The organism is Haloferula helveola, from assembly GCF_037076345.1.
In the GTDB taxonomy this organism is placed as follows: Bacteria; Verrucomicrobiota; Verrucomicrobiia; order Verrucomicrobiales; family Akkermansiaceae; genus Haloferula; species Haloferula helveola.
This window is the reverse complement of sequence record NZ_AP024702.1, coordinates 826,572-851,207: the sequence shown is the minus strand read 5'-3', so window position 1 is coordinate 851,207 and position 24,636 is coordinate 826,572. Positions and strand designations below refer to the sequence as shown.

Below are 24,636 nucleotides of genomic sequence, written 5' to 3'. Positions count from 1 at the left end.
GGTGCGGTCCCCGCGGGCTCGCATCGTCGCCGCCATGCGTGGATGGATTCTGCTGCTCGCCGCTGCGATGCCGTGTTTCGGACAGGAGCCGGACTTGGCTCCGGAAGACGTCCTTCCGGAAGTTCCCAAGGCGACCGAGGTGATTTCGGAAAAGGTCGCGACCCTGCCGCCACCGAAGCCGCCCGCGATCACCGATGCCGGTGTGAAGATGGCGATCACGGCGAGTTCGAAGGAGGTCGAGCAATCGGTGCGCTACGGCATGCACTGCCTCCAGACCGGTTGGGACTTCGAAGCCTACCGGCATTTCTGCATGGCGGTGAACGGTGACTCCGACTGCCTGATGGCGCACTGGGGTATCGGAATGTCGCTGCTGCACGGAAGCGACGGACTGCAGGAGGAACTCGACGCCGCGATGACCCGCATGCTCGCGCTGGTCGACAAGGGGGTTGGGACCGAACTCGAGAAGCGCTACGTCTTCGGTCTGGTCAACCTGCTGACCAAGGGCACCCAGGAAGCGGCGAACGCGTTTTCCGCGGCGGCCGAGGAGTTCCCCGGTGACCCCCAGATCGTGCTGTTCAAATCATTGCTCGGTCGTGGCGGTTACGACGCGCTCGGGGACCCCACGCCGGACGAACTCCGCGCGGAGAAGGATGTATTCGAGCAAACCGAGAAGCATCCCGATGCCTCCTATCTGAAGTATGCCTACCTTGCGATGAAGGCCGAGGCGGCTTCGCTGGAAGACGACCTGCCGATGGCGCGCAAGCTGTGCGAGGGAGACTCCGAATATGCGCCGTATTTCCATCTGCTCGGCCACTACGAGTGGCGTTGTGGCAACCACAGCCGCGCTGCCCAGGCATTCGGTCGGGCGGCCGATCTGTATGCCGCGTGGATGAAGGCGACCGGACTCAAGGCGGTTGACTGCGCGCTTTGGACCAAGGCTGAGAGCTACCGTGCGGTAGCCTTGGCTTCGAAGGGCGAGTACGAGACGGCCTTGGCGGTGGCGGATGGGATCGCCGCGATCCCGGTGCCGCTCGAACTTGCCCACATGTCCGGCGCCCGGATGCTGATGTGGGAGGGAAAGACCCTGCCCGTGCGGATCCTCATGAAGCGCGGCAAGCCGGGTGACATGAAGCGCGCGGCAGGCGTGCTGCCGAGCTTGGACAGCGTCAAGGGATACGGGAAGAAGTCGCTCGCCCTCTGGTCCTATCAGGTCCACTCGTCCGCCGTCGCAGGGCGTCTGGCACTTGAAAACGGTGAGCTGGATACCGCGCGGGAGGTCACCACCAACATCACGGGAATCGGGGAGAACTTCGTCCGGACACGTGAGATCGCCGCTGCCAACGGGGAACGCTCGCACTGGCTGCGGGCCTTCAAGGCGTTCGAGGTGATGGCGAGCGAACTCCGGGGCCTGACGGCGATGGCGGGGCCGGATAAGGACCGCGGCAGTGCCTTCAACTGGTACAGCGCGGCCGCCGACCGGCAGGTGCGCTCCAGCCTGATGATGCCGCCCTCCGTTCTCTTGCCGATGGAATACCGGCTGGCGGAGTACTATGAAGATCGTGATGAGCCGAACAAAGCGATCGAGTCGCTGCTGACCGGGCTCGACGAGTATCCGAACGACTGGGAGTTGCTGAACCGCCTCAAGGCCCTCTTCGCGAAACAGGGGATGAAGGACGAGGCCGCCGAGGTGGCCGCCCGTATCGAGGCGATGCTGAAGGAGTGAAGCGGGCCGCCTTTCAGGCGGCGCGCACTTCGTCTTCGGAGATCCCCCGCATCCCGAACACCCGAATGATCGCGTCCTCGATCAGGTTGTTGGGGCACGATGCTCCCGCGGTGATGCCGACGACCGCCGGCCCGTCGCCGAGCAGGGCTTCCGGGTAGCTGCTCGCGACCTCCTTCTTCTCGTGGAGGTCGTAGTGGACCAACTGCTCGAGCGAATCGAGGCACTTCGAGTTGCGGATGAAGAAGGTCGGCAGCTGCTGCTCCGCGATTTCGACGAGGTGGCTTGTGTTCGAGCTGTTGTAGCCACCGACGACCAGAAGCAGGTCCATCGGCTTGCGAAGCATCTCGAAAAGCGCGTCCTGGCGCTCCTGGGTGGCGCCGCAGATGGTGTCGAAAAACTTGAAGTTCGTCTCCTCCGTGTCGCGGTCGATGACTGCCTGGCGCACCCGACGTTGGATCTCTTCGGTCTCGCTCTTGAGCATGGTGGTCTGGTTGGCCACCCCGACGCGCTTGAGGTGCTGATCGGGATCAAATCCGGGCGACAGCGCGCCTTTGAAGCGGTCGAAGAAGGCGTCACGATCGCCACCTTCGCGGATGTAGCGGCAGAGGAAGTCGGTGTCATCGAGAGTGAGCACCACCACGTAGTGCCCGCTGCCGTCCTCGCCGAGTGCGCGCGAGGCGGTCGCCTGCGTCTCCTCATGGCCGGCCTTGCCGTGGATGATCGAGGTCATGCCCTCGTTGACGTAGGTCCGGACGCGGCGCCAGACCTTCATCACGTCGCCGCAGGTGGTGTCGACCACGTAGCAGCCCTTGTCGGCGATCTTCTCCATGAAATTCGTCGGGGCGCCGAAGGCGGGCACGATCACCACGTCCTCCGCCTCGAGGCGGTCGTAGTCGTCGGAAAGTTCCTGCCACGGCAGCGAGACGATGCCCATCTCGCTGAGCTGCTTGTTGACCTCGGGATTGTGGATGATCTCGCCAATCAGGAAGATGTTCTGCTCGGGGAACACGCGGCGGGCGGCGTAGGCGAGGTCGATCGCGCGCTCGACGCCGTAGCAGAAGCCGAACGACTGGGCGAGGCGCACTGTGGTGCTGCCGATGGTCAGCTCGCCGCCGTGGTTCTTGATCTTCTCGACGATCGATGACCGGTAGTGGGCCTCGACCTCGGCGGTGACCTTTTCCATCACGTCCGGACGGCGGACGTTCACGCGCTTGCGTTTCTCTTTCCCGGCGGATTGCGGCATGCGGAAAGGGTAGGATCGATGTCCGAACTTCCAAGTGCCAATGCGTGGCACCCGTGCCTACGGGCTAAAGGGCGGTCTTCCGGTCCCGCACCGGCAGGGCGAGGAGCAGGAAAAGGAGCATCGCGATCAGTTCCAGCCAGAAAATGTACATCGGGTGCGGACCGAGGTGGTCGAGAAGGCTCGGATTGATGGGCTTGCGGGCGAGAAAGCCGAAATTAGTATCCAGCATGGCGTTCACCGCCACCGCCACCACGACATAGAGATTCAACCAGCCGAATGCCTTGAGCGGGCTTTTCCACCACGGGATTTCAATCCGCCAGCCAAGCACCAGCGGGAGGTAGAAGGCCGCCGTGATCACCGCGAAGTGGTGGATGAAGAACGACAGGAACGCAGGGTGCGGCCAACCGATGTCGATCGCCGGTGTGGCGACACCTTGGACCGTTCCCGCGAGGCCCCAGAAGTAGGTGAGCATCGCGAGGGTCCGGTTCCGCGTGATCAGGGCGAAGCCGGCGAGGATGGCGGCGAGGTCGCAGAGATGGAGCGGCACGACATTGTCTATGTCGGTTTCGCGCTGCACGTGGGACCATGCCCAGCTGCCGAAGCCGACCGCCGTCAGGTTGAGGAAGGCGAGAACGGTGCGGGTGATTCTCTCACACTGCCCGCCTCGTCGGCCCAGGATCACGAAAACGGCCATCGCAGCAGCCCCGATCATGACGGTCATGCCATGCTGGGAGGTGAAGGGAGCGAACGGCGGCTCAGGCATGCGAAAGCGTAGAGCGGATGACCGCATCGGGAAAGCTTGCGGATGGGGCGGGCGAGTTTCCATGCTGCCGCCGTGAAACCCCGCCGTCACGGAAAGGAAGCCCGCGAGAACCGCCACGTCCGGCCGGCGACCGAAATCGCCGTGCCCTCGATGCACGAGGAGGACCTCATGCGGATCGTCGCGGAGAAGGACGCGCCTTTCCTGCTGGTGCTCGATTGCGTGCAGGACCCCCACAATCTCGGTGCGATCCTGCGGACGGCCGACGGCGCCGGAGTCGATGCCGTGGTCGCGCCGAAGGACAAGCAGGTCGGGATCACGGAGACCGTCCGCCGGGTGTCGGTCGGGGCTGCCGACCATGTGCCCTTCGTTCAGGTGACGAATCTCGCGCGGACCATGGAACGGCTGAAGGAGGCGGGGCTTTGGTTCGTCGGGACCTCCGACCGGGCGGAGAAATCGCTCTACGAACTCGATCTCAAAGGTCCGCTGGCGCTGGTACTGGGTGCCGAAGAGAAGGGGATGCGCCGGCTCACTGAGGAGAACTGCGACTTTCTCGCCAGCCTGCCGATGGCCGGGAAGGTCGAGTGTCTTAACGTTTCGGTCTCTGCCGGCGTGTGTCTCTATGAGGCGGTGCGGCAGCGTCACGCCGGATGAAAGAGCCGGTCCGCATCCTGTCGGATCTGCATCTCGGGCATGCGGCATCAACCATCCGCGACGCGGAGGAGCTACGGCCGTTGATTGCGGGCGCGGGCACGGTCGTTTTCAATGGCGACACCTGGCAGGAGCTGGCGTCCGCTTTCCGGCCGAAGTCGGAGCGCTTGCTGGCGGATCTCAAGGACCTCTGCGCCGAGCTCGGGGCCGAGCCGGTTTTCCTTTCCGGAAATCACGACCCCGGCTGGCCGGGGGCGGGTTGGTTGGAAATCGCGGGCGGCAAGGTGGTGGTCACGCACGGCGACGCGGTGCTTTGGTCGGGCTCCCCATGGAGCCGCGAGGCATTCAGCCGCGGGGCCGAAGTTCGGCGGCTGTGGGAAGAACACCGGGGGGCGGAAGACGACGCGGGCGAGCGTCTGCGGCTGGCACGGGAAGTGGCCCGAACGCTCAAGGCGGCATCGGTGCCAAAAGGCCGGTCGTTGTTTCGGCGGGTCATCGATGCCATCAGTCCGCCGCGCCGGGCATGGGAAATCCTCGCGATCTGGTTCCGTCACGGTTCGGTGAGCGCGGAGTTCGCAAGGCGCTATTTCCCTCAGGCCGAGTTGATCGTGGTCGGGCATTTCCACTGGCCCGGCATCTGGCGAGGGGATGGCCCGGTGGTGATCAACACCGGCGCCTTCGTGAACCCACACCCGGCTTGGTGGGTCGAGTGGCACGACGGATGGCTGCGCTGCGGCCGGGTGGTGGCGGGGCCTCCGCGACAACTCGGCGAGGTGACCGGGGTGTGGCGCTTCAGCCCGGATTGAGGAGAAGCTCGCCGATCAGGCCGAGGAGGAAGCCGGCGACGGCGCCGAGCGGGGGCGTCCAGTGGCGGGCGAGCTTGGCCTGCGGTGCGATGTCTTGGAACACGAGGTAGAGGATGCCCCCGGAGGCGAAGAGCATGATCGCCCCGATCAGCGCGTCGTGCCCTGCGAGCAGATGGTAGCCGGTGAGCCCGCAGATCGGGCCGAGCAGGGTGAGCATGCAGAAGATGAGCAGCACGTGGCGTGTCGAGTTCCCCGCATGCCGGACTTCACGGAAGGAGTTGAATCCCTCGGGAAGGTTCTGCAGTGCGATCAGCAAGGCGAGGACGAGTCCGGCACTGCCGCCACCCGCGGCGGCAGCACCGAGGGCGAGCGCCTCGGGAACGAAGTCGGCGAGCATCGCCGTGAGCTGGGCGGCGGGGCTGCCGTTCTTTGCCAGCCGTAGGTCGAGCCCCATGAATGCGAGACTGCCGGTCACCATCCACAGGGCCACCTGCCAGACCGGCACGGCTTTGATGCCTTCCGGGACGAGCACAAGCGCCACTGCCGCAAGCAGGGCGCCGCCGCCGAAGGCGATGATGAAGTGACGGAGCTCGTCCTTCATCCAGCGCGGCTGGATCGACTCGAACGAGGCCAGCAGGCCGCCCAGCGGAATGGTTGCTCCCGCCAGCAGGGTGAGGAGGATGATCGCGAGTTGCCCGTCCACGGCCGCAGTCTACTCCGGATTGGGGAGATCCTGGAAACGGGAAACTTTCCAGAAGCCGCGGCTACCCGTGAACTCGACCGGGCAGGTCATCGGACCGGGGGCTGTCGCGCGCATGCGGGCAACCTCGCGCCATTCGCAGAGATTCGAAGTAAAGTGGATCACGTAGTTCCAGCCGGTGTCGCCGTCGAAGACGATGTCGCCGAACTGCGGAGAGTAGGGCTGAAGGTCGGCGGCGATTGCGATGATCGGTTGGGCCGCCAGCACCTCCCGCCATCCGCGGTAGCTCTGGATGTCCACGGCGTCGGCGGGTCCGTAGGCGATTTCGAGCTGCTCCATCATGTCATGGAACGCGGGAACGTCGGGCCAGGTTCCGGGGACATCCGACTCGATGCCGACCCGGACATTCGGCACGTTGGCCAGTTCCCATGTCACGCCGCTGTCGATGTTGGAAAAGGTATCGCGGTCGAAGGGCATCAGGGAAATGCCGGTGAGCTCGGCCGAGATGTCGTCGAACCACTGGTCGCGCTCGGCGGCATCGGTCCAGCCGATCGAGCCGCCGGGGTAGGTGTCGAACCATACCGGAAGATCCGCGTAGATCGGAAAGGTCGGCATGCCGGCATCAACGAAGAGCTGGCGAACGGCGGCGTAGGTGTCGCGGAGGAGGAAGAGATAGTCGCGTTGCTGCGAGTCGGTCAGCGAGCCCCACTCGGGAAGCGCCTGCGGCTCGATGTCGAGATGGAGCGCGTCGAATTTCTCCGCCGCCAGCCGCCCCGGGGCGTTGTTGAAATCGATAACCCGCTGCTGGACCTTGTCGAGGAAGCTGGCGTGGTTGGCGGGGAAGATCCACGTGTTCTCCGACATCAGGAACTGCGACTGGATGCCTTCGGCCTGAAGCTTGGCGTTCCACGCCGCGATCGTGGCTGCCTCCGAAACGGGACGGACTCCGTAGCTGCCGTAGACCCGCTTGATCGAGCGGGCGTTGAAGAAGGCGATCGTCTGGTTTTCGAGGGTGTTGTTGCCGACAATGTTGGCCGAGCCGTAGGGGCTGCTGCTTGCCGCCCAGAACCAGAGCCCGCGATGTTTGGATGCGCTTGCCGGGAGGATCAGCAGAGCGAGGAGGATGGATCGAAAGACCACGATGGGAGCCTAATGCGGTCGACCCGTGCCTGTCGAACAGGTTCGGGATGGACCCTGGCTGTGGACCGCGAGCTTCGGCTCGCCCCGGAATTCAAGCCACCGGGCCAACGGGGCGAGCTGAAGCTCGCGGTCCATATTCCAAAGCACATCACCTCACTGCGCCAGGATCCACTGGATGTGGGGCGTGTAGAGGTGCGGCTCGAGGAGAAACGAATCGTGTCCCTTGTCCGAGTGCACCGTGATGTGCATCGGGTCGACTCCGGCCTCGCGCAGATGCGTGACAAGCTCCGCCTGCTCCTCGGGATAGAAGCAGAAGTCCGAGTCGATCGAGAACACCAGCCACTTCTGGTCGGCCGCCGCGCAACGTTCGAGCGGCTTGGCCGAGGTGTCGGAGGAAGCTTCGCCGGTCGGGTTGAAGTGCGACCAGAGATCGATGATTCGAAGGTAGGTGTTGGCGTCGAAACGCTTCACGAACTTCTTTCCCTGGGCGAGCATGTAGCTCTGGAACTGGTCGCGCACCTTGTACCACGCGAGCATCTCCTTTTCCGGGATGACATCGCGCCGTGCCCGTCGCTCGAAGGCATCGATGTGGACGAAGGTCTTGTGCGAGATCATCCGGGCCAGCGCGAGGCCGTAGTCCGGGCGACCGTTGTCGTAGTAGTTTCCACCGTTGAAGAACGGGTCGTTCTCGATCGCGAGGATCTGCTCGAAGAGAATCAGGCGGTTGAGAACGGTCGTCTTGTAGCCGGATGCGATCGAGATCACCCGTTGCACCCGATCCGGAAGCAAGGTGGCGAAGCTGAGCGCGACGAGTCCACCGACCGACGGGCCGACGGTGGCGTGCAGCGTTCCGATGCCCAGCGAGTCGAGCAGGCGGGCTTGGAAATCGACTTGGTCGGCCGCGGTGACCTGCGGGAAAGAACCGCCGTAAGGTTTGCCCGTCCGGGGGTCATCGGACGCGGGCCCGGTCGATCCGTAGCAGCCTCCGAGATAGTTCGCGCAGATGATGAAGTAGCGGTCGGTGTCGAGTGCTTTGCCGGGTCCGATCAGGTCTTCCCACCAGCCGTTGTGCATCTCCGGTTGCCAGAGGTCGCCGACCCCCGGGATCTCCGGGTTGCGGCCGCAGGCGTGGTGGCTGCCGGAGAGGGCGTGGAAGAGCAGGATCGCGTTCGACCGGTCCTCGTTGAGCTCACCCCAGGTCTCGTAGGCGATCGTGACCTCCGGCAACTCGCCTCCGGAACGCAGCCGGAACGGCGCGTCATCGCGAAAGGTGAGGAACTGGGTGGAAACGTCGGCCACGGGGAGGGCTGTCTAGGGTGTCGGACCCGCCGTGCCAAGTGTCGAAAGCGCGGGCTTTGACTTGCACCGGGGTCCGTTCCAGACTCGCCGCATGGCGAAGGGATTCAAGGAATGGCAGGTCATTTGCGACGCGCTGGCCAGCGGCCGGCAATCGATCATCCTGCGGAAGGGCGGCATCCACGAGGGCCGGGAGGGCTTCTCCTTCGGGGCCGAGTCGTTCTTTCTTTTCCCGACCCGCTTCCACAACCAGGACCAGTTCGTGCGCGAAGGGGCGGTCGATCCCAAACCGGAGTGGGAGGTCGGCGAGGAGATCGCGGTCACCCACCACTGCGACGCGTTGTGGGCGAGGACGCTGACCGACTGGGGGCAGGTCGCCGCCCTCGAGCCGTTCCACATCTGGACCGAGGAGACCGTCCGCCAGCGTTTCGATTGGGAAGGCAAGGGGATGGCGACCGGGAGCATCCATGTGGCGCTGGTGAGGGTGCGGCAGCTTGCCGAGCCGTGGGTGTTTCCCTACGAGAAGAAATACGGCGGATGCCGTAGCTGGATCGACATTCCCGAACCTCCCGACGGCTGGGATGCGAACTGCGGCTTCACCATGGGCGACGACGCCTTCGCGACCCTCGATGCCAAGCTGCACGAGGTGATTGGGTGAGATCTTCCACTCCTTGTCGAGACGCGCTTTCGGCCGGTCGGAGCCCCGGAGGGGCGTCGGCATTTAGCCACGGGGTTCACCCCGTGGTATGGGTTTGAAAGTCATTCAAGCTCCAGAGGAGCGCAGGCGAAGTTCGGTGTCGCCAGCAATGACCTCCCCGCCAACGCCCCTCGCGGGGCTGAAATTCCCCGATCGTACGGAAACCACGGGGTGAACCCCGTGGCTAAATGCCGACGTCCCTTCGGGACTGTCCCTCGGCCCGCGCCAGGGTGGTTCGGCACGGTCACATGATCGCAGTTCTCAATCCCAAAACGTGCCCTCGGATTCGAGGGACTTTTGGAAGGCATCAAGCACGCTCTTCAGTTCCGAGACTACCTCGGGCTGTTCCTTGGCGCGGTCGATGCGCTCGGAGGGGTCGACCTCGACGTCGAACAGCAGCGGTGTTTCCTCCGATGCGGTGAAGCCGTAGTTGTCGCCCGTTTGCGAATAGAGCTTGGTGTGCAGCTTCCACGGACCTTTGCGGGCACCGTAGATGCGGTTGTCGCCGGCACCGGTGTAGACGAACGAGAAATTGGCGACTTCGCCCGGAAACGTCACCGGATTCAGGAACGGCCGGAGGTCGCGTCCGTCGAGCGTGCGGCCTTCCGGCAGCGGCTCGCCGGCGAGCGCGAAGGCGGTGGGCAGGATGTCCATGGTCGAGGCAGGCGACTTTACGACCGTCGCCGGGGGAATGGTGCCGGGCCAGTACCAGACGCCCACCTCGCGGACCCCGCCTTCCCATGTCGAGCCCTTGCCGTCGCGGAAGGGGAGGGCGGATCCGACCAGAATCCGGGCTTCGTCGTATTTCGGATGCTTCGCCGTATCCTGGAAACGAATCCATGGGCCGTTGTCCGAGCTGAGGATCACCAGGGTGTTCTCCGCGATGCCTTCGCTCTCGAGGGTCCCGAGGATGGCTCCCGTCATCGCGTCGATCTCCTCGATGCAGTCGCCATAAAGTCCGCGCTTCGAAGTGCCCTTGAACTCGTCAGAAGCGAACACCGGGAGATGCGGCATGTTCGGAGCGACGTAGAGGAAGAACGGTTCGTCCTTGTGGCTCTTGATGAAGTCCACGGCGCGGTCGCGGTAGCGTCGGGTCAGGTTCTCGTGAAGCGGTTGCTTCGAGCAGATGTCCTTCTCGATGATTTCGTATCCGCGGACCGGATCGTTCCCCTCGGGATTCGATCGGATCAGATTCGCGCCCGGGTCGTAGTCGTTCGAGACATTGGTGCCTTCCCAGACGTCGAAGCCGTGGGCGAGGGGAAACGAATCCGGGGTCAGCTTGTTGCCCTTGTTCGGATTTCCCAAGTGCCACTTGCCGAAGAAGCCGGTGGCGTAGCCGCGGTTCTTGAGTCCTTCAGCGAGCGTGACCTCCTTCGGGTGAATGTGCTTCTTCGACCCCGGTCCGAGGACCCAGGTGCCGAGTCCGGAGCGGGCCGGGTTGCGGCCGGTCAGCAGTGCATAGCGCGAGGCCGAGCACGCGGGCGAGGCGGCGTAGAACTGCGGGAAGTTGGCGCCTTCCGCGACCATCCGCGAGACGTTGGGCGTGTGGATCGTCGGATTGCCGGTGTGTGAGAAGTCGCCGTAGCCGCAGTCATCGAGGAAGATCATGATCACATTCGGCTTCTCCAGTGCGGGTCGGGCGAGTGCGGGGAGACTGAATAGCAGGGGCAAGATCAGCAGGGTTCTCATGGGCACGGTCGGAAGGCCCCCTCCTACGTCGGATCGGACGCAGATCGCACGAAAAAGCTCGGTTTCCGAGGAAAGCGCATCGTCGGAGGGCGGTGCGGGAGCTTGCGGAAGTCGCGGTGGATCGCTTTTCTCAGCGGGCGTTGACGGAGGATCAGGAAAAAGGGGCGTGGAAAGAACGATTCGGGGTCTTCGGGGATCTGCCGACCCGTTTCCTGATCAGCGGGCTGAAGGTCGCGCCCTGGTTTCTCGAACCCCTTCTGGTCGCCGTCTGGACGTTGGTGTTCTTCGGTGTCGCAGGTGAGCAGCGGCGGGCGGTGGCGGCCAACCTGAAGGCCCTGTTTCCCGAGTGGGGCTCGCTGCGTTGTTTGGGAGGTGCCTACCTCGTGTTTTGGAACTTTGCCGGGACCTACGTCGATGCGATGCGCTGCGAGACCAAGACGGGCGAGGTCGACTGGGAGATCTCGGGCGAGGACTGGGCGGGACAGGTCGAGCAGATGTCGGACGGCTGCATCATCCTCACGGCCCACATGGGCAACTACGACATGGCCGCACCGGTGTTCTCCGAGAAATTCGGCCGACCGGTGTACGCGGTCCGCGCCCCGGAGCGGAACCCCGAGATGCAGAAGATCAAGGAGGCGGAACTGCGGCAGAAGGAAAGAGAGAACCCGCTCTTCCGGACCCTCTACAACAAGGGCGGTGACATGCTCGGCGTCGAGCTGGCGCGACTGCTGGGCGAGGGCAACGTGGTGGCGGTGCAGGGCGACCGGGTGATCTTCGAAGTCTCGCCGATGGAGGTCGAGGTCGAGCCCGGCCTAGTGATGGGGATGCCCCGCGGGCCGCTGTTCCTCGCCCAGATGTCGAAGGTGCCGGTGTTCCCATTGTTCATCCTCCGCGACGGCTGGAGACGCTACCGGGTCCAACTTTACCCTCGGCTCGAACTGCCGGCCCGACGCCGGGGTGCCGACGCGGACGAAGCGGCGAAACTCTGGGCGAAGGCGATTCTGGAAGCCGTCCGGCCGAACTGGTCGCAGTGGTTTGTGTTCGAGCCGGTATTCCGGCGTGAGGAAGGAGGCGCGAAGTGAGAGCGGAGTTGGATCTTGGAAAGCCGAACCGGGCGGTTTCGCCGTTGTTCCGCCTCGTCGGAGGCCCGGATGGCCCCCCGGAAGGGGATCGGACGAAACGCGGCGCCTACCCGGGAAGCAATCCTTTGGAATGCTGGACACTCGGCATCATATTTCCAGCTGTGGTGGGGGTCGCGGTGTTCGACGCGCTGTGGCGTCTCGGTGGCGCGTGGGTGGCATCGCTGCTGGTCGTTCCGGCGGTCTTCGTGTTGCTGCACGTGCTGGCTTTCGGGCTGCGTCTGCGGAAGCCGGACCAGGCATTCTGGGGTTGGGTGCTTCTTTTGACGCTGTGGGCCGAGTGGCTGGTGTGGCGTGGCGGGGACACCCCGGTGCGCTGGGTCGCATGGGGCTGGATCGGCTTCGTGATCGCCCAGTTCATGGCGGTCGGCGCGTTGCTGTGGAAGCGGCTGATGCTTGTGGCCGGGTCGGTGGGAATCGCGATTCGGATCGCGATCTTCGTGGTCGCGCATTTGATCATGGGCGGGTTGCTCTGGAAGTTCGGCTGGGTTGCGGCGTCCGCTGCGGCTGTGGTGTTTGCGGGGTGCTGGGCGTGGGGGACGTTCCGGACGTCGAGCCGGCTATTCGGTCCGCTTGCCACCCGTATCAAGGACGGGCGGATTCTTCTGACCTTCGACGATGGCCCCGACCCAAATGACACGCCCGCCATTCTCGACCTGCTCGACCGCCACGGCGTGAAGGCGGTCTTCTTCGTGATCGGCGACAAAGTACGGGAGTTCCCCGAGTTGGCGCGCGAGATCGTCGAGCGCGGCCATGAAATCGGCAACCATACCATGACCCACCCCCAAGGCCGGATGTGGGGCTTGGGGCCCGGGCGTACCCGACGGGAGATTTGTGAATGTCAGGACGCGGTCGAGGAAGCGACGGGCGTTCGGCCCCGGTGGTTCCGGGCGCCGGTCGGGCACCGGAATTTCTTCACCCACCCGGTCACCCGCGAACTCGGACTCGATGTGGTCGCATGGAGCCGCCGGTCATTCGATACGATCCAGCACGATCCCGACAGACTCGTCCTGCGCCTTACCGAAGGTGTCACGGACGGTGACATCCTGTTGCTTCACGAGGCCACGCCGGTGGCGGTGGATTTCGCAGACCGGGCGCTGGCCGAACTCGACCGGCTCAGGCCTTCTTCAGAACAATCAGGTGATTGTTGAACGGAGTGGAGCCCCACAGCGGTGTGATCTCCACCTCTCCGTGGGGTGACAGCGTTTCGCGGAAGTCCTCGGAGGTCGGGTAGTGGGTCGGTGCCGCCTTCATCCAGAAGGTCGCCTTGGCGAGGACATCTCCCGCAACCGTCGCCTTGAACCGCAGCGACTCGTCACGGACGCACGAACGGATCACCAGTTTGCCGCCCGGTGCCACCCGGTCGGCGGCGAGCCCGAGCAAGGTCCGGATTTGCTCCGGACTGAAGAACTGGAGGATGTCGAGGATCGTGACGTTGCCGTGGTGTTCCGGAAGCCCCTCGCGGGCGTCGTGGAAGGCGAAGCTCAACCCGCTGGTGCCACGGTCTTCGGCAAGACGCTGGGCTTCGGCGATCTTGCGATCGTCGTAGTCGAGCGAGTGGATCGGAACCTCGAGCCCGTGTTCGCGAAGGTAGAAGGCGAGCACACCCAGACCACATCCTAGGTCGAGCAGGGGAAGATCGCTGCCCCGAAGCTCATCGAGCACCGCCTCGTAGAGCGGATCCGAGCGCAGCTTGGCGGCGACGTAGTGCTTGTCCCAGTGGCGCCGGAAGTGTCGATGGACGGGATTCATGCCGACGGGGGCGCCTGGGACGGGCTGAGGTGGAGCAGGGGGTTGTTGCCGCGCATGAAGAGCCATGGCGCCCGGGCGAGGAAACCGGCGAAGAGCCGAAGATGCATCCAGGTCAGCAGGGTGTTGTCGCGGAGGTAGCGGAACTGCGAGACCCCGCCGTCTTCCGGATCGATGTAGCGGACCGGAGTCGGCAGGTTGATGAGTGGCACGCCGTGCCAGCAGAGCCGGACGGCGACTTCCGGATCGAAGTCGAAGCGGCGGGCGAAACGCGTTTCCTCCAGCACGCGGATCAGCGGCTGGATCGGGTATAGCCTCATGCCGAAGAGCGAATCGTCGATGCCCCAGCCAAGCGTTTCGAGGTTCGCCCAGAAGTTCGACAGCTTGCGTCCATTGACGCGCAGTGCTGGGGCGGAGTCATCGAAGACCGGGCTGCCGAAGACCGCGGCTTCCGGGTGGCGTCGGCCGATCGCGACGAACTTCTCCACCGAGTCGGTCGGATGCTGGCCGTCCGCATCCATCGCCAGCGCATGGGTGAAGCCGTCTTCCGCCGCGAGCCGGATGCCGTGCAGGACGGCGGAGCCCTTGCCGCGGTTTTCCGGAAGTCGGTGAACGATCAGGCGGTCGTCGAGATCCTCAAGGTCGGTGTCCGAGCCATCGGTTGAGCCATCGATGACGACCGTTACCGGGAGAGAAGTCGTGAGCGCGGCCTCAATGGTCCGCCGGAGGATGGGCCCTGTGTTGTAACTGGGAATCAGCAGGGTGAAGCGCGGCTCGGACATCGGATGACGGTTTCTATGGACCGGGGAATGGCGGGGCAAGTGCCGAGGGCGCGCACTTGCGGTGGGGAGTGGCGGCTGTCAGGTTCGCGGCGCGATGCGAGCGCGACTGACCAAGGAATTCCGCTTCGAGGCGGCCCACACGCTGCCAAGCCTGCCGGAGGGGCACAAATGCCGGCAGATGCATGGCCACAGCTTCAAGGTCGAGATCTCGATCGAGGGCGAGGTCGATGAGGAGATCGGCTGGGTCTACGACCACAAGCGGATCTCGGACGCCATGCGCCCCCTCCTCGACCAGCTCGACCACGGCTACCTCAACGACATCGAAGGACTCGAGAGCCCGACCATTGAGCGGCTCGCCGCGTGGTTCTGGCGCAAGCTTGAGGTGGATCTACCTGGGCTGACCGAAATCGAGATCTTCGAGACGCCGACGGCCCGCTGTTCGTTCCGGGGCGAATTCTGAGGTAGGGACGAGCAACTTTGCTCGTCCGTCTAAGTTGACCTCAGGTCCGCCCGCTCGGATTACTCCGCCTCTTCTTCGCCGCGGTTGCGGCGCTGCTGCTCGAGAAGTGGCCCGAGGTTGCCCATGCCTTCGACCACCTGCTTGAAGCCGGCTGTCATCTGGCGGGTGGAACGGATCGCCTCGTCGGCGGCCTCGAGATCCATGACGGGAAGCTGTGTGATGTCGGTGCGGGATGGCTCCTCCGAGGCAGCTTCTTCCTCCTTCTTGGCTTGGGATTCCGCGAAGGCGGCCGCCTGCTCCTCGTCGAGCAGCGCTTCGAATCCACTGCGGAACAACTCGTCCTCCATGGGCGATCCGCCTCGGAAATTGTTTCGATCCAGCGGGTTGATGATGTCGCCGAGAGCATCCGCATTGGCTTCCTGAAGAGCGGCGTAGTCGGCTTCGCTGAGCTCGTCACGGGAGCGCGCGTCGCCGGCGAGCAACATGCCCATCAGGGCGGTCGGGTCCTTACGGAGGTCATTCACCGACGACTTGGTTTTCTCCAGCTCGCGCTTGCGGAAATCCTTCATCAGCTCGGCGGCCTGCTCTTCCTGTTCCTCGTTGAGTTCGACCCCGGTGCCGCGGAGCGCCCAGCGAACGCCGCCCCGGCCTCCACCGAAGTCGCCGCTGCGGCCCTCGACCATCATTTCGCCCATCGCGATCACGTCATCGAGCAGACCGACGACATTCTCGGAGACGTGGCGGGCCAGCTTGGTGCGGGATTCGCCGTACTGATCGACCAGTTCCGACTGTGCCTCCTCGCGTGCGCTCCTCGCCGAGGCCTTGGGAGGCATGTCGGGCTGGAATTCCCCATCGGATCCTCCAGTGGTCCCGCGCGGTGGGATGTTCTCGGTGGTGGACCCGCCCGAATCGTCGGTGTCCCCGGAATTGCCGGAGTTCATGGCGATGGCGACGACTCCGATCAGGAGCACGGCGGCTCCGGCGGCGATGATTGCGTTTCGTTTCATGTTGGGGTTCGGGAAAAGGGGGAGAGCTCGGGGTTGCGTCAGCTGTACGCTAAGCCAGCGACGACGGTTACGCTTTTCCGTCAAAGATTTGCGATTTCACCGCAAATTGCCATTCCCGGTTGAGAAAGCCCGGGTCGGTGGCGTAGATGCGGATCATGCCCAGACGGAAAACTCATTATTTGGCGGTATTTTTTGCATCGATTGTCTTGGCGCAAGCAAATGCGGCCGAGCGACCGAATGTCGTCTTCATCCTCGCTGACGATCTCGGCTACGGCGAACTCGGGTGCTACGGCCAGAGCAAGATCCCGACTCCCAACATCGACCGGCTCGCCGCCCAGGGCCGGCGCTTCACCCGCCACTACACCGGGGCGCCGGTCTGTGCTCCGGCGCGTTGCGTGCTGATGAGTGGCAAGCACCTCGGGCATGCCGAGATCCGGGGTAATCTGCAGGCCAAGAAAAACTTTCCGCAGTTCAATGAGGGGCAGCATCCGATCACCGAGGGCGTCGTGACCTTGGCCGAGGCCTTCAAAGAAGCGGGCTACGCCACCGGCGCGATGGGCAAGTGGGGTCTCGGGCCGGTGGGGAGCACCGGTGATCCCAACAAGCAGGGGTTCGACCTGTTCTTCGGCTACAACTGCCAGGCGGTGGCCCATAGCTTTTACCCGCGCTACATCTGGAGGAACGACGAGCAGATCGAGATCAATCCGAACCCGATCCCCGGCCACAGGAAGAAGCCGACGGGAGAAGTGAAGCTGGAGGACTATCAGGCCGAGCAATACGCACCCTACCTGATGATCGACGAAGCCGAGGACTTCATTTCCAAGCATAAGGACGACCCGTTCTTCCTCTATCTGGCCTTCATCGAACCTCACGTGGCGATGCACCCGCCGGAAGAGGCGGTCGACCGGTTTCCGAAGGACTGGGACAATGAGGCGTATCGCGGTCAGTGCGGCTACTTGCCCCATCCCCGTCCGCGCGCGGGCTATGCCGCGATGATCAACGATCTCGACCGATACGTCGGTCGGGTCATGGAGGCTCTTGAAGATGCGGGTGTGGCCGACAACACGATTGTCGTTTTCACCTCCGACAACGGCACGACGCATCCGGGCGTCAAGACCACCCACTTCCATATCGGCGGTGTCGATGCCGACTTCTTCAACAGCACGCTCGACCTCAAGGGCTGGAAGGGAAGCGTTTACGAAGGCGGCCTGCGCGTGCCAATGATCGTCCGCTATCCGGGCAAAGTCGACGCCGGCAGCACCAGTGATACGCCGGGCTACTTCGCCGACTGGTTTCCGACCCTCGCCGATGCGGTCGGGCTGAAGAAGCCGGACGGTCTCGACGGCCAGTCGCTGTGGCCGGCCATCACGACCGGCAAGGACGGAGGCGAGCGCAAGCCGATGGTTTGGGTCTATCCCGAGTATGGGGGACAGGTTGCGGTCAATTTCGGCCACATGAAGGTTCTGCGTCGCGGACTGAAGCGGAAAAACCCGGATCCGTGGGAGGTCTACGACGTGGTCAAGGATCGCGGTGAAACGAAGAACCTCGCCGCGGAACACCCCGAGTTGATCGAGCGGGCCGCCAAACTGCTCAAAGAGCAGACCGACGAGAACCCGCTGTTCCCGCTCACGCCGCCGACCTTCGAACGATCGGCCGCATCCGAGTAGAGGATTTCCTGAAGACCGTTTCTTGCTCTGCGGCGGGGATGGGGCATGGTGTTAGTGGAAGGGAGGCTCTCTTCCTCAACCCCAACCCCCGACCATGAGCAATTCACCTTTCGAAGACAAACGGGCCGCCGATCTGCTGGCGCGAGTCAAAGACGATCTCGCAAGCCTGAGGATGGATATGAAGCATCTCGTCCGTCACACCGGCCAGCACACGCTGCCGACGGGCGTGCGGGAGCTGGTGAGCAGCGGTCGCAGCTACGCGCGGGACGGGATCGAGCGCGTCAGCCGAACCGCTCGCGAGCATCCGGCGGGAGTCTCCGCGGGTGGCCTGCTGCTGCTGGGCGCGGTCGCCGTGGGCGCCTATCTGCTGATCAAGGGCGACTGTTGCGGCCGCGACGAAGCCGACGATTGAGGCCTCCTTCCGGGAGCCGGATGACCGGTTGACCGTCGATGGCGATCGGTGGGCGGGGACGGTTGGTCCGCGGCGTGCGATAGGAGATCGCATGCCGAATGAGTCCAGCGAACCGCAGTCCGATGCCGATGAGGAGAGTTTTGGCGACCGGCGGACGCGATGGTGCCGGCTGAAGGAGTCGGTCAGCCTGATCAGCGTTTCCCAGGTCGGCCTGTTCCTTCTGGTCGCCGGCTACGTGCTCCACCACAGCCGGGTGGTGCTGCTTCCGGTGGTTCTGGCGATCCTCGCCTCGCTGGTCCTTTACCCGGTCTACCTTGCGTTTCGTAAGCTGCGTCTGCCGAGAATCGTTGCTTCCAGCGCAACGGTGGCTGGGCTGGTCGGGCTGGTGGGCTTCGGTTCCTACCAACTGATTGAGCCGGGAGCGCAGTGGATGGAGTCGATCGATGGTGAGGTCGTGGCGACCCGCGTTCAGGAAGTTTTCCGGCCGGTGAAGGAGGTTCAGGACGGTCTCAAGGAGGTTGCGGACAAGGTCGAGCGGGTGACCAAAGCTAAGACTCCACCGAAGGATGACGATGCAAAAAGCAATGCTCCGGAGGATGAGGATTCGCAAAATGCAACAAACGAAGAGCCTGATGAGAAGCTGGCTGTGGTTTCGGTCGATAAGGAATCCGACAAACCCGAGTCGGAAGTCGAAGAGGAGCAGTCAGCTCCTGCTGAGGAAGAGCCCGAACCCGAGCCGGTGACGGTTGAGATTCGGGAGGATCCTCTCGAAGCCGTTGTGTCGACCCTCCAGGACATCGGTCTGGGTCTGGTCGCGTTCCTGTTTCTGGTGCTTTTCATCCTCGCCTACGGAAACCGGATCATCCGCTGCCTCGGCGAATCGGAAGGGACGGGAATCATCCTCGATCGGATGGGTAACGACGTCTCCCGCTACCTGTTCACCATCACGCTGATCAACTTCTGCCTCGGGACGGGTATCGGGATCGCGATGTGGTTGCTCGGCATGCCCAACCCCGCGCTCTGGGGTGTGCTTGGGATGCTTCTCAACTTCATCCCCTACGTTGGCGCGCTGATCGGGACCGGAGTGGTATTCCTCGCCGCCGCGGCGAGCTTCGACACACCGGGCGCCGTGTTGATCGTTCCTTGTGTCTACTTCGCGCTGACGGCAATCGAAGGAAATGTCGTCACGCCTCTTGTTCTTGGAGAACGCTTCCGCCTGAACCCGCTGGTGGTGTTCCTCTGGATCTTCGCTTGGGCGGGCTTCTGGGGGATCGCGGGCATGCTGATCGCGATGCCGGCACTGGTGAGCTTCAAGATCGTCTGCGAAAACACCGCCACCTTGGAACGCTTCCGCAAAGTATTGGAAGCCTAGTCGGACACTCACTCGTCCGCCCCGCAGCTCTACCCGATCTTAAGAGTGTCCGCGACGCTCCCGGCGGCTTCGAGGAAATCGGGGTGCTGCAGGTGCCAGCCGGCGGAGACGAGCTTGGCATTGGAAACCCGCTTGTGGGTCCAGCCGCGTTTGCGGTTCGGATCGCGCGGCGCGGACGGAGGCATTGGCCGGTTGAAGCGCTTGGCCAGCGCTTTGAAGGTCGCGAGTTGGCTGCGCGGATTCGAATCGCTGACATTCCAGATCCCGGACGGCACGGATTGGGTTGCAGCGTGGAAAATCGCGGCAGCCGCGTCGTCGCGGTGGATTTGGTTGAGAATCCGACGTCCGTCTTCCTCGAGCGTCGCCTCACCCGAGAGGAACTTTTTCAGAATGACGCTCCGTTCCGGGCCATAGATGCCCGAGAGGCGGAAGACGATCCCCCGGCCATCCAGCACGGTTTGCTCCGCTTCTCGAAGCAGTTTCCCGGTCTCGCGGTCCGGTTCGGCAGGGGAGTCCTCGGTCACTTCGGAGCCGTCGGTCTGCGGATACACCGAGGTCGACGAGGTGAACAGCAGGGGCACTCCGGGGAAGCTGGCGAGCAAGTGGCGGCAGCCTCCAAGATAGACGGCGCGATAGGAGTCCGCACCACCCCGGCCGGAGGAGGCGCAGTGAACGATGAAGTCGGGCGGGGCGATCGAACCAGCAAGTTCCGCGACGCTCTCGGCGGATGCTAGATCGGCCGAGCGCTCGTCGAGCAACGGGGTCGCCGAGCCGTGATCGGCATCGCTCCTCGACACGGCGGTCACATGCCAGCCGGCGGCAAGGAACTCCCGCGACACGGCCCGGCCAAGATAGCCATGGCCGCAGACGAGAAGATGGGGGTTGGAAGATTCAGGTTTCAAGATGCCCTGGGCAGCGTCCACCCGTCTTCGGCATCTTGAAACTGAAATCTTGTCTCCTCAGTTCGGAATCTCGTTCAGCGTGTACCAAGCGGTCGGATGCCAGAGCTTGGATCCGGACTTCGATTTCACGCCTTTGGCATCGAGCTGGTGGACATGGCCCTTGACGCGGCCGTCAACGGTCAGGGCGACCGTCATGCCGTCACCCGAAACCTTTGCAGCGGTGATCTTCGGGGTCGCCTGGTCGACTTCCGGCGATCCGTATTTCGACTGGTAGATGTAGGTCCACGCCTGCATCGAGTAGGAAGCGGGGTCGCCGGCGGTGGAAGGATCGACGGGCTCGGTGAAGGTCAGCGTGAAACCGTCGGGGGTCGCCAACATGGTGTGCATCTCGAAGGGAACGGTCCCGTTCCAGCGGGCCCGTTCGAAGGTGAATGGCTTGCTGCCGCGCGATGCCCAACCGCGGTTCGAGCCACCGACGAACAGGGTGCCGTCTCCGTCCAGACGCATCGGGACGATCCCGGCTTCGAAACCTTCAAGGAAGTGGAACACGGCGCCTTGATAGATGCCGTTCACTTTCTCGAGGCAGACGCGTTGAACCTGCGAATGCGTTTGCTCACCGACGAGGACCTGGCCGGCGAAGGGTCCGAACTTGCCCTCGGTTCCATCCGTAATCACCGCGGTCGGCGACTGCCCGACCTTGCCGTGCGGAAGCACGACGGCGGGTGGCACGAACTCGGGAAAGCGTTCACGCTCGGTGGTGATGCGTGAGCCGTCCTTCGGGTCCGGTGGGGCGGGGAGGTCGGCGAGCTTGTGGAACTTGTTGCCGGTCGGGTTCCCTTGGAAGGATCCGGGGCGCAGCCACTTCAGCGACGAAGAGCCGTTCCAGACACCCTGGTTGTCGGTGTAGAAGGTGTCGCCCGCCGCATTGAAGCCGATGCCGCCGGGGGAACGGATGCCCGAACAGGTCGGGATCATGTCGCCCTCGGGGGTGACCCTCACGCACCAGCCGCGCCAGTCGGAGCGGGCGTGGAACGAACCGGTTAGACAAAGCACGACCCAGATGTTGCCTTCGTCGTCCGGCGTGCTGCCGAATGCATACTCATGATAGTCGCCGTTGATGCCCCAGTCGGAGTTGATCGTCTGGAAGCGGTCAGCAAGTCCGTCACCGTCGCTGTCCGTGATGCGGGTGACTTCGGGGCGCTGGGTCAGCCACAGAGAGCCGTCCTTCCAGAACATGCCAAGCGGTTCGTGCAGGTTCTGGGCGAAGCGCTTCCAGGTGACTTTCGAGAGGTCGGATCCATAGGCGCCTTCGCAAATCCAGATGTCGCCACGACGGGTGGCGACGGCGACCTTTTGGTCGGGCATCAGCGCGATCGAACCGACCTCCATCACCTCTCCGGGCGGAAGGGGGATCTCTTCGCGGAGGTAGAAGTCGGACTGCTGCTGGGCCGATGAGGTTCCGACGGCTGCGACAGATGAGAGCAGCGCGCCCGCGGCGGCATTTCGGAGAGTAGGGAGCGAACGTGTCATTTCCACAAGTAGGTAAGGGTGGCGGCCTGGTCGGCGGAGAGTTTGATGACGAGTTTCTTGTCGGCGAGTTCCGCCGTGGCGCCCTCAACCTTGAGTTCGAGAGCCCCGGCGACGGTCCAGACGCCTTTCCCAGCCGCCTCGATCGGCAGGTTTTCGGCAAGCGTCAGTTCGACCGGAGTACCTGAGCCTTCGGCGGAGATGGCGCGGACCAGCATGCGGTCCCCGCCTTTGATTGAATCACGCATCGTGAGTCCGTCGACCGTGACGACGAAGGTCGGATTGCCCTCCGGATCCGTGCTGTAGCCGCGGAAACGGCCTGGACGCGAGTAGGCGGGCGAGCCGGTCAGTTTCAGCAGGCTTTCGCCGGCGGGCGGTTGGTTGCCCTGGCCGCGGTTCGTCCAGTGGCGCCCGCCGTCCATGAAGGCTCCGGTCCAGACGAGTTCCGGGGCAAGGTGGTCGGCGCTGTAGGCGAGGTTCACGCCCTGCGGGAAACCGAAGCCGATCGCGCGGGGTGTCGTGCCTTCGATGAAGTTGCGGTAGGTGGCGGTATGGCCGCTTGTGGGAGTGATCGGAATGTCCGGCCACTTCTTGTTGTTCTTCTGCTTCGCCTTCTCCTTGCTGAGATAGTTCATCTTCATGCCACCGGCTTTCCAGTAGAGGCTGATGCCTTCGACACCCTCGATTTCGCGGTACTCGAGCCGGAAGGGGTTGGCCCCCTTCTTGAGCAATACCCGGCCCTCGCGGCCGCGGCCCATCGGTCCGGCTCCCTTGATCTCGACAACCACCTTGCCACCCATGATCAGGCGGGCTTCGTCATCGGAATCGAGACCGAAGGTGAAGTCGCCATCCTTGTGGGCGTAGAGCTGACCTTCCCAGACAACGCCGTAGTGGTCCTTGTGGTTGATCTTCTCGAGGGAGATCAGTCCGTCCTGCTCCTCCTCGACCGCCTCGGGCGTCAACGAATCGAAATCCGGGAACTTGTTCCATCTGCCCTTGTAGATCTTGGTCGTGAGATCGCGGAGATACTGCTCCTTCTTCGGCAGCGGATACTTCTTGAGCAGCTCTTTGGCCGTCCACGGCTTGTTGCGCTTCTCGGTCGCGGCGCGGATCTTCTTCACCATCGCGGCGTCCACCTTGCCTCCCTTGTTTCCCCACGAACTGCGCACGTAGGTCAGGATCGCCGCGATCTGGTCATCGGGTAGGACCGCGCCCTGAGGTGGCATGAGGAGGTTGTAGGTCTTGTCGTCTACCTCCACCTCACCTTCGAGTCCGTGGAGCACGATGCTGATCGAGCGACCCGGATCACCTTCGACCCATTCGCTGCCCGCGAGCGGGGGAAACTGACCACCGGTGGCACCTTCTCCATTCGGGGCGTGGCAGGCCGAACAGTAGGTGGTGTAGAGCTGGCCGCCGTCTTGGGCCGTGGTTGCGGCAAGTGGCAGGATCGCCAGTGCGAGGATCGTCCGTAGCATGGTAGGCCATTTAACGGCTTCGTGCTCCCGCGACTTTCGGCGGTTTTTATCCGGCCGGCCGGGCGTCGCGATAGTAGTCGGCCAGACCGCCCGCGACGGCATCGGCGTATTCGCGGAAGATGGATGGTTGGGGCTTCCCTGCCACGGGCCGCCGGCCCTCGAAGTCACCGGCCTGAATCCGGGCGTAGTCGGCCTTCGAATTCATCACGTAGGGCTCGAGGAAAACGACCGGACGGTTGTAGAGGCGGTTGGCGAGGAGGTTGCGTGCCCAGAGGTAGGGATTGCCGTCGATGTTCACCGCGCGGCGCGAGTCGATTTCGTAGAGGTAGGGAGGAAGCTTGCTCGCTTCGACGAAACGGCTCGCGACCGACTTCGCCACTGCGGTTTCCTCCGGGTGGATCTTTTCAACGATCTTCCGCACGATCTGGTAGCGCTGGTCGGCGAGGCCGACTTCGTCGTCGGTGTAGGCGCCGTTGAGAAGCAGATGGAGGTGGTGGCGGTTGACCAGAGTCGGCTTGGCCGGGTTTCCCCATCCCTCGGCATTGAAGTGCAGGCAAAGGACGAGGTCGGGGCGCAGCCGGCGGTTCACCAGGTCAGCACGGGCCCGGATTTCGGCTGTCCGGTAGAAAAGTCGCTCGGCGAGCTGGCGGGGGGTGTCGGGCTGCATTTCCCGCGCCTTTTCCATCAGGGTCTCGGGCCGGTAGTCGGTGACCGGTTCGGTGCTTTCCCTGACGAGCTCGACCTCCGCCCCAAGGGCTTCCAGACGGGGTTTGAGGAGTTGGGCCACCAGCAGGGTGAGGTCTCCTTCCTTCACAGGAATCTCGCTGTCGATCTGGAACCAGCGTTCCTCGATCTTCGCCCAAGGGCCACCGATGTGACCGGGATCGATCGCGATCCTCAGCCCGTCGAGCGGAAGCCCGGGTGGTGCCGGGCCCAACTCGGCTGCCGCTCTCCAATCGCGCGGATTCTCGGATGCGAGACCCGGTTTGGCGAACCGCAGTCGGAACCGCTCGTCGGGTACGCCGGTTTCGATGAGCACGTCCGACTCGCCGATATGGAACCACTGCCGCCAAGCCGGCGAAACGGTGAATACCTCCTGAAGCATGCTGGTGAACTCGGATCGGGTCACGGTCGACTGCCATCGGTTGAGTTCGTTCCAATCGGGAACCTCCGCCAGATCGGAGAGCGGCGGGCGCTTTGGCGGCACCGGTGGGGTCGGAGTGGTTCCCCCCTTCGGCTCGGGCTGGCCGGCTGCGGGTGCGGGCAGCTCGGGTTGCTTTGCGGGATCCTCCTTTTCCCCCGAGGATTCGAGCCAGAACCAAATGCCTGCCCCGATGGCGATGATCCCCACCAGCAGGAGCGGGACGATGGAACGGGCGGCCTTCATCGGGAATTTACTTGGCTGCCGGGGAGTGGGCGGCTGCGATGAAGGAACAGCA

At 63.9% G+C, this 24,636-nt stretch carries 23 protein-coding genes; 10 read left to right on the top strand and 13 right to left on the bottom strand.

Annotation, left to right across the window (positions count from 1 at the left end; translation table 11 throughout):
• The first annotated feature begins 34 nt into the window (after positions 1 to 34).
• Complete coding sequence (locus tag HAHE_RS03000; RefSeq protein ID WP_338688505.1) at positions 35 to 1,723, top strand: hypothetical protein; 1,689 nt, start codon at positions 35 to 37, stop codon at positions 1,721 to 1,723.
• A 13-nt stretch (positions 1,724 to 1,736) separates the two neighbouring features.
• On the opposite strand, the gene HAHE_RS02995 is transcribed toward HAHE_RS03000, so the two are convergent.
• Both HAHE_RS02995 and HAHE_RS02990 read right to left on the bottom strand, forming a co-directional pair.
• Positions 1,737 to 2,966: a 4-hydroxy-3-methylbut-2-enyl diphosphate reductase gene (locus HAHE_RS02995; protein ID WP_338688504.1), complete on the bottom strand. Its 1,230-nt coding sequence runs from the start codon at positions 2,964 to 2,966 to the stop codon at positions 1,737 to 1,739.
• Positions 2,967 to 3,030: 64 nt separating this feature from the next.
• On the bottom strand, positions 3,031 to 3,729 hold the full coding sequence (locus HAHE_RS02990) for a TIGR02206 family membrane protein (protein ID WP_338688503.1): 699 nt from the start codon (positions 3,727 to 3,729) through the stop codon (positions 3,031 to 3,033).
• A 72-nt stretch (positions 3,730 to 3,801) separates the two neighbouring features.
• Between HAHE_RS02990 and rlmB the strand changes: the two genes are divergently transcribed.
• Positions 3,802 to 4,380 (top strand): 23S rRNA (guanosine(2251)-2'-O)-methyltransferase RlmB, encoded by a 579-nt coding sequence (gene rlmB, locus HAHE_RS02985; protein WP_338688501.1) that lies wholly within the window; start codon positions 3,802 to 3,804, stop codon positions 4,378 to 4,380.
• Positions 4,377 to 5,183: a hypothetical protein gene (locus HAHE_RS02980; protein WP_338688500.1), complete on the top strand. Its 807-nt coding sequence runs from the start codon at positions 4,377 to 4,379 to the stop codon at positions 5,181 to 5,183. Before rlmB ends, HAHE_RS02980 begins: the two co-directional genes overlap by 4 nt.
• Here HAHE_RS02980 and HAHE_RS02975 read toward each other — a convergent pair.
• From HAHE_RS02975 to metX, 3 genes are all read right to left on the bottom strand, one after another.
• A complete protein-coding gene (locus HAHE_RS02975; protein WP_338688499.1) occupies positions 5,170 to 5,886 on the bottom strand; it encodes a ZIP family metal transporter in 717 nt (238 codons plus the stop codon). The two genes, HAHE_RS02980 and HAHE_RS02975, sit on opposite strands and share 14 nt — an antisense overlap.
• 9 nt (positions 5,887 to 5,895) lie before the next feature.
• Positions 5,896 to 7,023 carry a hypothetical protein gene (locus HAHE_RS02970; protein WP_338688497.1) on the bottom strand — a complete coding sequence of 376 codons (1,128 nt, stop codon included), beginning with the start codon at positions 7,021 to 7,023 and terminating at the stop codon, positions 5,896 to 5,898.
• A gap of 153 nt (positions 7,024 to 7,176) precedes the next feature.
• Positions 7,177 to 8,322: a homoserine O-acetyltransferase MetX gene (gene metX, locus HAHE_RS02965; RefSeq protein ID WP_338688494.1), complete on the bottom strand. Its 1,146-nt coding sequence runs from the start codon at positions 8,320 to 8,322 to the stop codon at positions 7,177 to 7,179.
• A 91-nt stretch (positions 8,323 to 8,413) separates the two neighbouring features.
• On the opposite strand from metX, the gene HAHE_RS02960 reads away from it, so the two are divergent.
• On the top strand, positions 8,414 to 8,977 hold the full coding sequence (locus tag HAHE_RS02960; protein ID WP_338688492.1) for a DUF1802 family protein: 564 nt from the start codon (positions 8,414 to 8,416) through the stop codon (positions 8,975 to 8,977).
• A 300-nt stretch (positions 8,978 to 9,277) separates the two neighbouring features.
• Here HAHE_RS02960 and HAHE_RS02955 read toward each other — a convergent pair whose 3' ends face one another.
• Positions 9,278 to 10,705, bottom strand: a complete 1,428-nt coding sequence (locus tag HAHE_RS02955) for a sulfatase (RefSeq protein ID WP_338688490.1) — start codon at positions 10,703 to 10,705, stop codon at positions 9,278 to 9,280.
• 116 nt (positions 10,706 to 10,821) lie between these two features.
• Here HAHE_RS02955 and HAHE_RS02950 point away from each other — a divergent pair, with 116 nt between their 5' ends.
• The gene (locus tag HAHE_RS02950; RefSeq protein ID WP_338688488.1) at positions 10,822 to 11,787 is read left to right on the top strand and encodes a lysophospholipid acyltransferase family protein; all 966 of its coding nucleotides are present in this window, start codon (positions 10,822 to 10,824) and stop codon (positions 11,785 to 11,787) included.
• Positions 11,784 to 12,995, top strand: a complete 1,212-nt coding sequence (locus HAHE_RS02945; RefSeq protein WP_338688487.1) for a polysaccharide deacetylase family protein — start codon at positions 11,784 to 11,786, stop codon at positions 12,993 to 12,995. Before HAHE_RS02950 ends, HAHE_RS02945 begins: the two co-directional genes overlap by 4 nt.
• Here the strand turns inward: HAHE_RS02945 and HAHE_RS02940 are convergent.
• Positions 12,961 to 13,596, bottom strand: a complete 636-nt coding sequence (locus HAHE_RS02940) for a class I SAM-dependent methyltransferase (protein WP_338688485.1) — start codon at positions 13,594 to 13,596, stop codon at positions 12,961 to 12,963. The genes HAHE_RS02945 and HAHE_RS02940 overlap by 35 nt on opposite strands.
• Entirely contained in the window at positions 13,593 to 14,375 is a 783-nt protein-coding gene (locus tag HAHE_RS02935; protein WP_338688484.1) for a glycosyltransferase family 2 protein, read from the bottom strand. The genes HAHE_RS02940 and HAHE_RS02935 overlap by 4 nt, the downstream gene beginning before the upstream one ends.
• Positions 14,376 to 14,469: 94 nt before the next feature.
• Here HAHE_RS02935 and queD point away from each other — a divergent pair, with 94 nt between their 5' ends.
• Positions 14,470 to 14,835 (top strand): 6-carboxytetrahydropterin synthase QueD, encoded by a 366-nt coding sequence (gene queD / locus HAHE_RS02930; RefSeq protein WP_338688481.1) that lies wholly within the window; start codon positions 14,470 to 14,472, stop codon positions 14,833 to 14,835.
• Between the two features lie 59 nt (positions 14,836 to 14,894).
• Here queD and HAHE_RS02925 read toward each other — a convergent pair whose 3' ends face one another.
• Positions 14,895 to 15,842, bottom strand: a complete 948-nt coding sequence (locus tag HAHE_RS02925; RefSeq protein ID WP_338688478.1) for a hypothetical protein — start codon at positions 15,840 to 15,842, stop codon at positions 14,895 to 14,897.
• Positions 15,843 to 16,048: 206 nt separating this feature from the next.
• Between HAHE_RS02925 and HAHE_RS02920 the strand changes: the two genes are divergently transcribed.
• From HAHE_RS02920 to HAHE_RS02910, 3 genes are all read left to right on the top strand, one after another.
• On the top strand, positions 16,049 to 17,509 hold the full coding sequence (locus HAHE_RS02920; protein ID WP_338688475.1) for an arylsulfatase: 1,461 nt from the start codon (positions 16,049 to 16,051) through the stop codon (positions 17,507 to 17,509).
• Between the two features lie 94 nt (positions 17,510 to 17,603).
• On the top strand, positions 17,604 to 17,921 hold the full coding sequence (locus HAHE_RS02915) for a hypothetical protein (RefSeq protein WP_338688473.1): 318 nt from the start codon (positions 17,604 to 17,606) through the stop codon (positions 17,919 to 17,921).
• Between the two features lie 91 nt (positions 17,922 to 18,012).
• On the top strand, positions 18,013 to 19,293 hold the full coding sequence (locus HAHE_RS02910; RefSeq protein ID WP_338688471.1) for an AI-2E family transporter: 1,281 nt from the start codon (positions 18,013 to 18,015) through the stop codon (positions 19,291 to 19,293).
• A gap of 29 nt (positions 19,294 to 19,322) precedes the next feature.
• On the opposite strand, the gene HAHE_RS02905 is transcribed toward HAHE_RS02910, so the two are convergent.
• From HAHE_RS02905 to HAHE_RS02890, 4 genes are read right to left on the bottom strand one after another with little or no spacing between them, the layout of a single operon-like run.
• Positions 19,323 to 20,195 carry an NAD-dependent epimerase/dehydratase family protein gene (locus tag HAHE_RS02905; RefSeq protein WP_338688468.1) on the bottom strand — a complete coding sequence of 291 codons (873 nt, stop codon included), beginning with the start codon at positions 20,193 to 20,195 and terminating at the stop codon, positions 19,323 to 19,325.
• A 57-nt stretch (positions 20,196 to 20,252) separates the two neighbouring features.
• Positions 20,253 to 21,725: a DUF7133 domain-containing protein gene (locus HAHE_RS02900; RefSeq protein ID WP_338688466.1), complete on the bottom strand. Its 1,473-nt coding sequence runs from the start codon at positions 21,723 to 21,725 to the stop codon at positions 20,253 to 20,255.
• Positions 21,722 to 23,197 carry a c-type cytochrome gene (locus tag HAHE_RS02895; protein ID WP_338688464.1) on the bottom strand — a complete coding sequence of 492 codons (1,476 nt, stop codon included), beginning with the start codon at positions 23,195 to 23,197 and terminating at the stop codon, positions 21,722 to 21,724. Before HAHE_RS02895 ends, HAHE_RS02900 begins: the two co-directional genes overlap by 4 nt.
• Positions 23,198 to 23,243: 46 nt before the next feature.
• On the bottom strand, positions 23,244 to 24,584 hold the full coding sequence (locus HAHE_RS02890) for an N-acetylmuramoyl-L-alanine amidase (RefSeq protein WP_338688461.1): 1,341 nt from the start codon (positions 24,582 to 24,584) through the stop codon (positions 23,244 to 23,246).
• Positions 24,585 to 24,636: the final 52 nt, after the last annotated feature.

Coding starts and splice junctions, on each gene's coding strand:
- queD (WP_338688481.1), top strand. CDS start 14,470: ATGCGAGCGCGACTGACCAAGGAATTCCGCTTCGAGGCGGCCCACACG.
- HAHE_RS02980 (WP_338688500.1), top strand. CDS start 4,377: ATGAAAGAGCCGGTCCGCATCCTGTCGGATCTGCATCTCGGGCATGCG.
- HAHE_RS02915 (WP_338688473.1), top strand. CDS start 17,604: ATGAGCAATTCACCTTTCGAAGACAAACGGGCCGCCGATCTGCTGGCG.
- HAHE_RS02925 (WP_338688478.1), bottom strand. CDS start 15,842: ATGAAACGAAACGCAATCATCGCCGCCGGAGCCGCCGTGCTCCTGATC.
- HAHE_RS02935 (WP_338688484.1), bottom strand. CDS start 14,375: ATGTCCGAGCCGCGCTTCACCCTGCTGATTCCCAGTTACAACACAGGG.
- HAHE_RS03000 (WP_338688505.1), top strand. CDS start 35: ATGCGTGGATGGATTCTGCTGCTCGCCGCTGCGATGCCGTGTTTCGGA.
- HAHE_RS02960 (WP_338688492.1), top strand. CDS start 8,414: ATGGCGAAGGGATTCAAGGAATGGCAGGTCATTTGCGACGCGCTGGCC.
- HAHE_RS02890 (WP_338688461.1), bottom strand. CDS start 24,584: ATGAAGGCCGCCCGTTCCATCGTCCCGCTCCTGCTGGTGGGGATCATC.
- HAHE_RS02895 (WP_338688464.1), bottom strand. CDS start 23,197: ATGCTACGGACGATCCTCGCACTGGCGATCCTGCCACTTGCCGCAACC.
- HAHE_RS02910 (WP_338688471.1), top strand. CDS start 18,013: ATGCCGAATGAGTCCAGCGAACCGCAGTCCGATGCCGATGAGGAGAGT.
- HAHE_RS02990 (WP_338688503.1), bottom strand. CDS start 3,729: ATGCCTGAGCCGCCGTTCGCTCCCTTCACCTCCCAGCATGGCATGACC.
- HAHE_RS02955 (WP_338688490.1), bottom strand. CDS start 10,705: ATGAGAACCCTGCTGATCTTGCCCCTGCTATTCAGTCTCCCCGCACTC.
- HAHE_RS02940 (WP_338688485.1), bottom strand. CDS start 13,596: ATGAATCCCGTCCATCGACACTTCCGGCGCCACTGGGACAAGCACTAC.
- HAHE_RS02995 (WP_338688504.1), bottom strand. CDS start 2,966: ATGCCGCAATCCGCCGGGAAAGAGAAACGCAAGCGCGTGAACGTCCGC.
- HAHE_RS02900 (WP_338688466.1), bottom strand. CDS start 21,725: ATGACACGTTCGCTCCCTACTCTCCGAAATGCCGCCGCGGGCGCGCTG.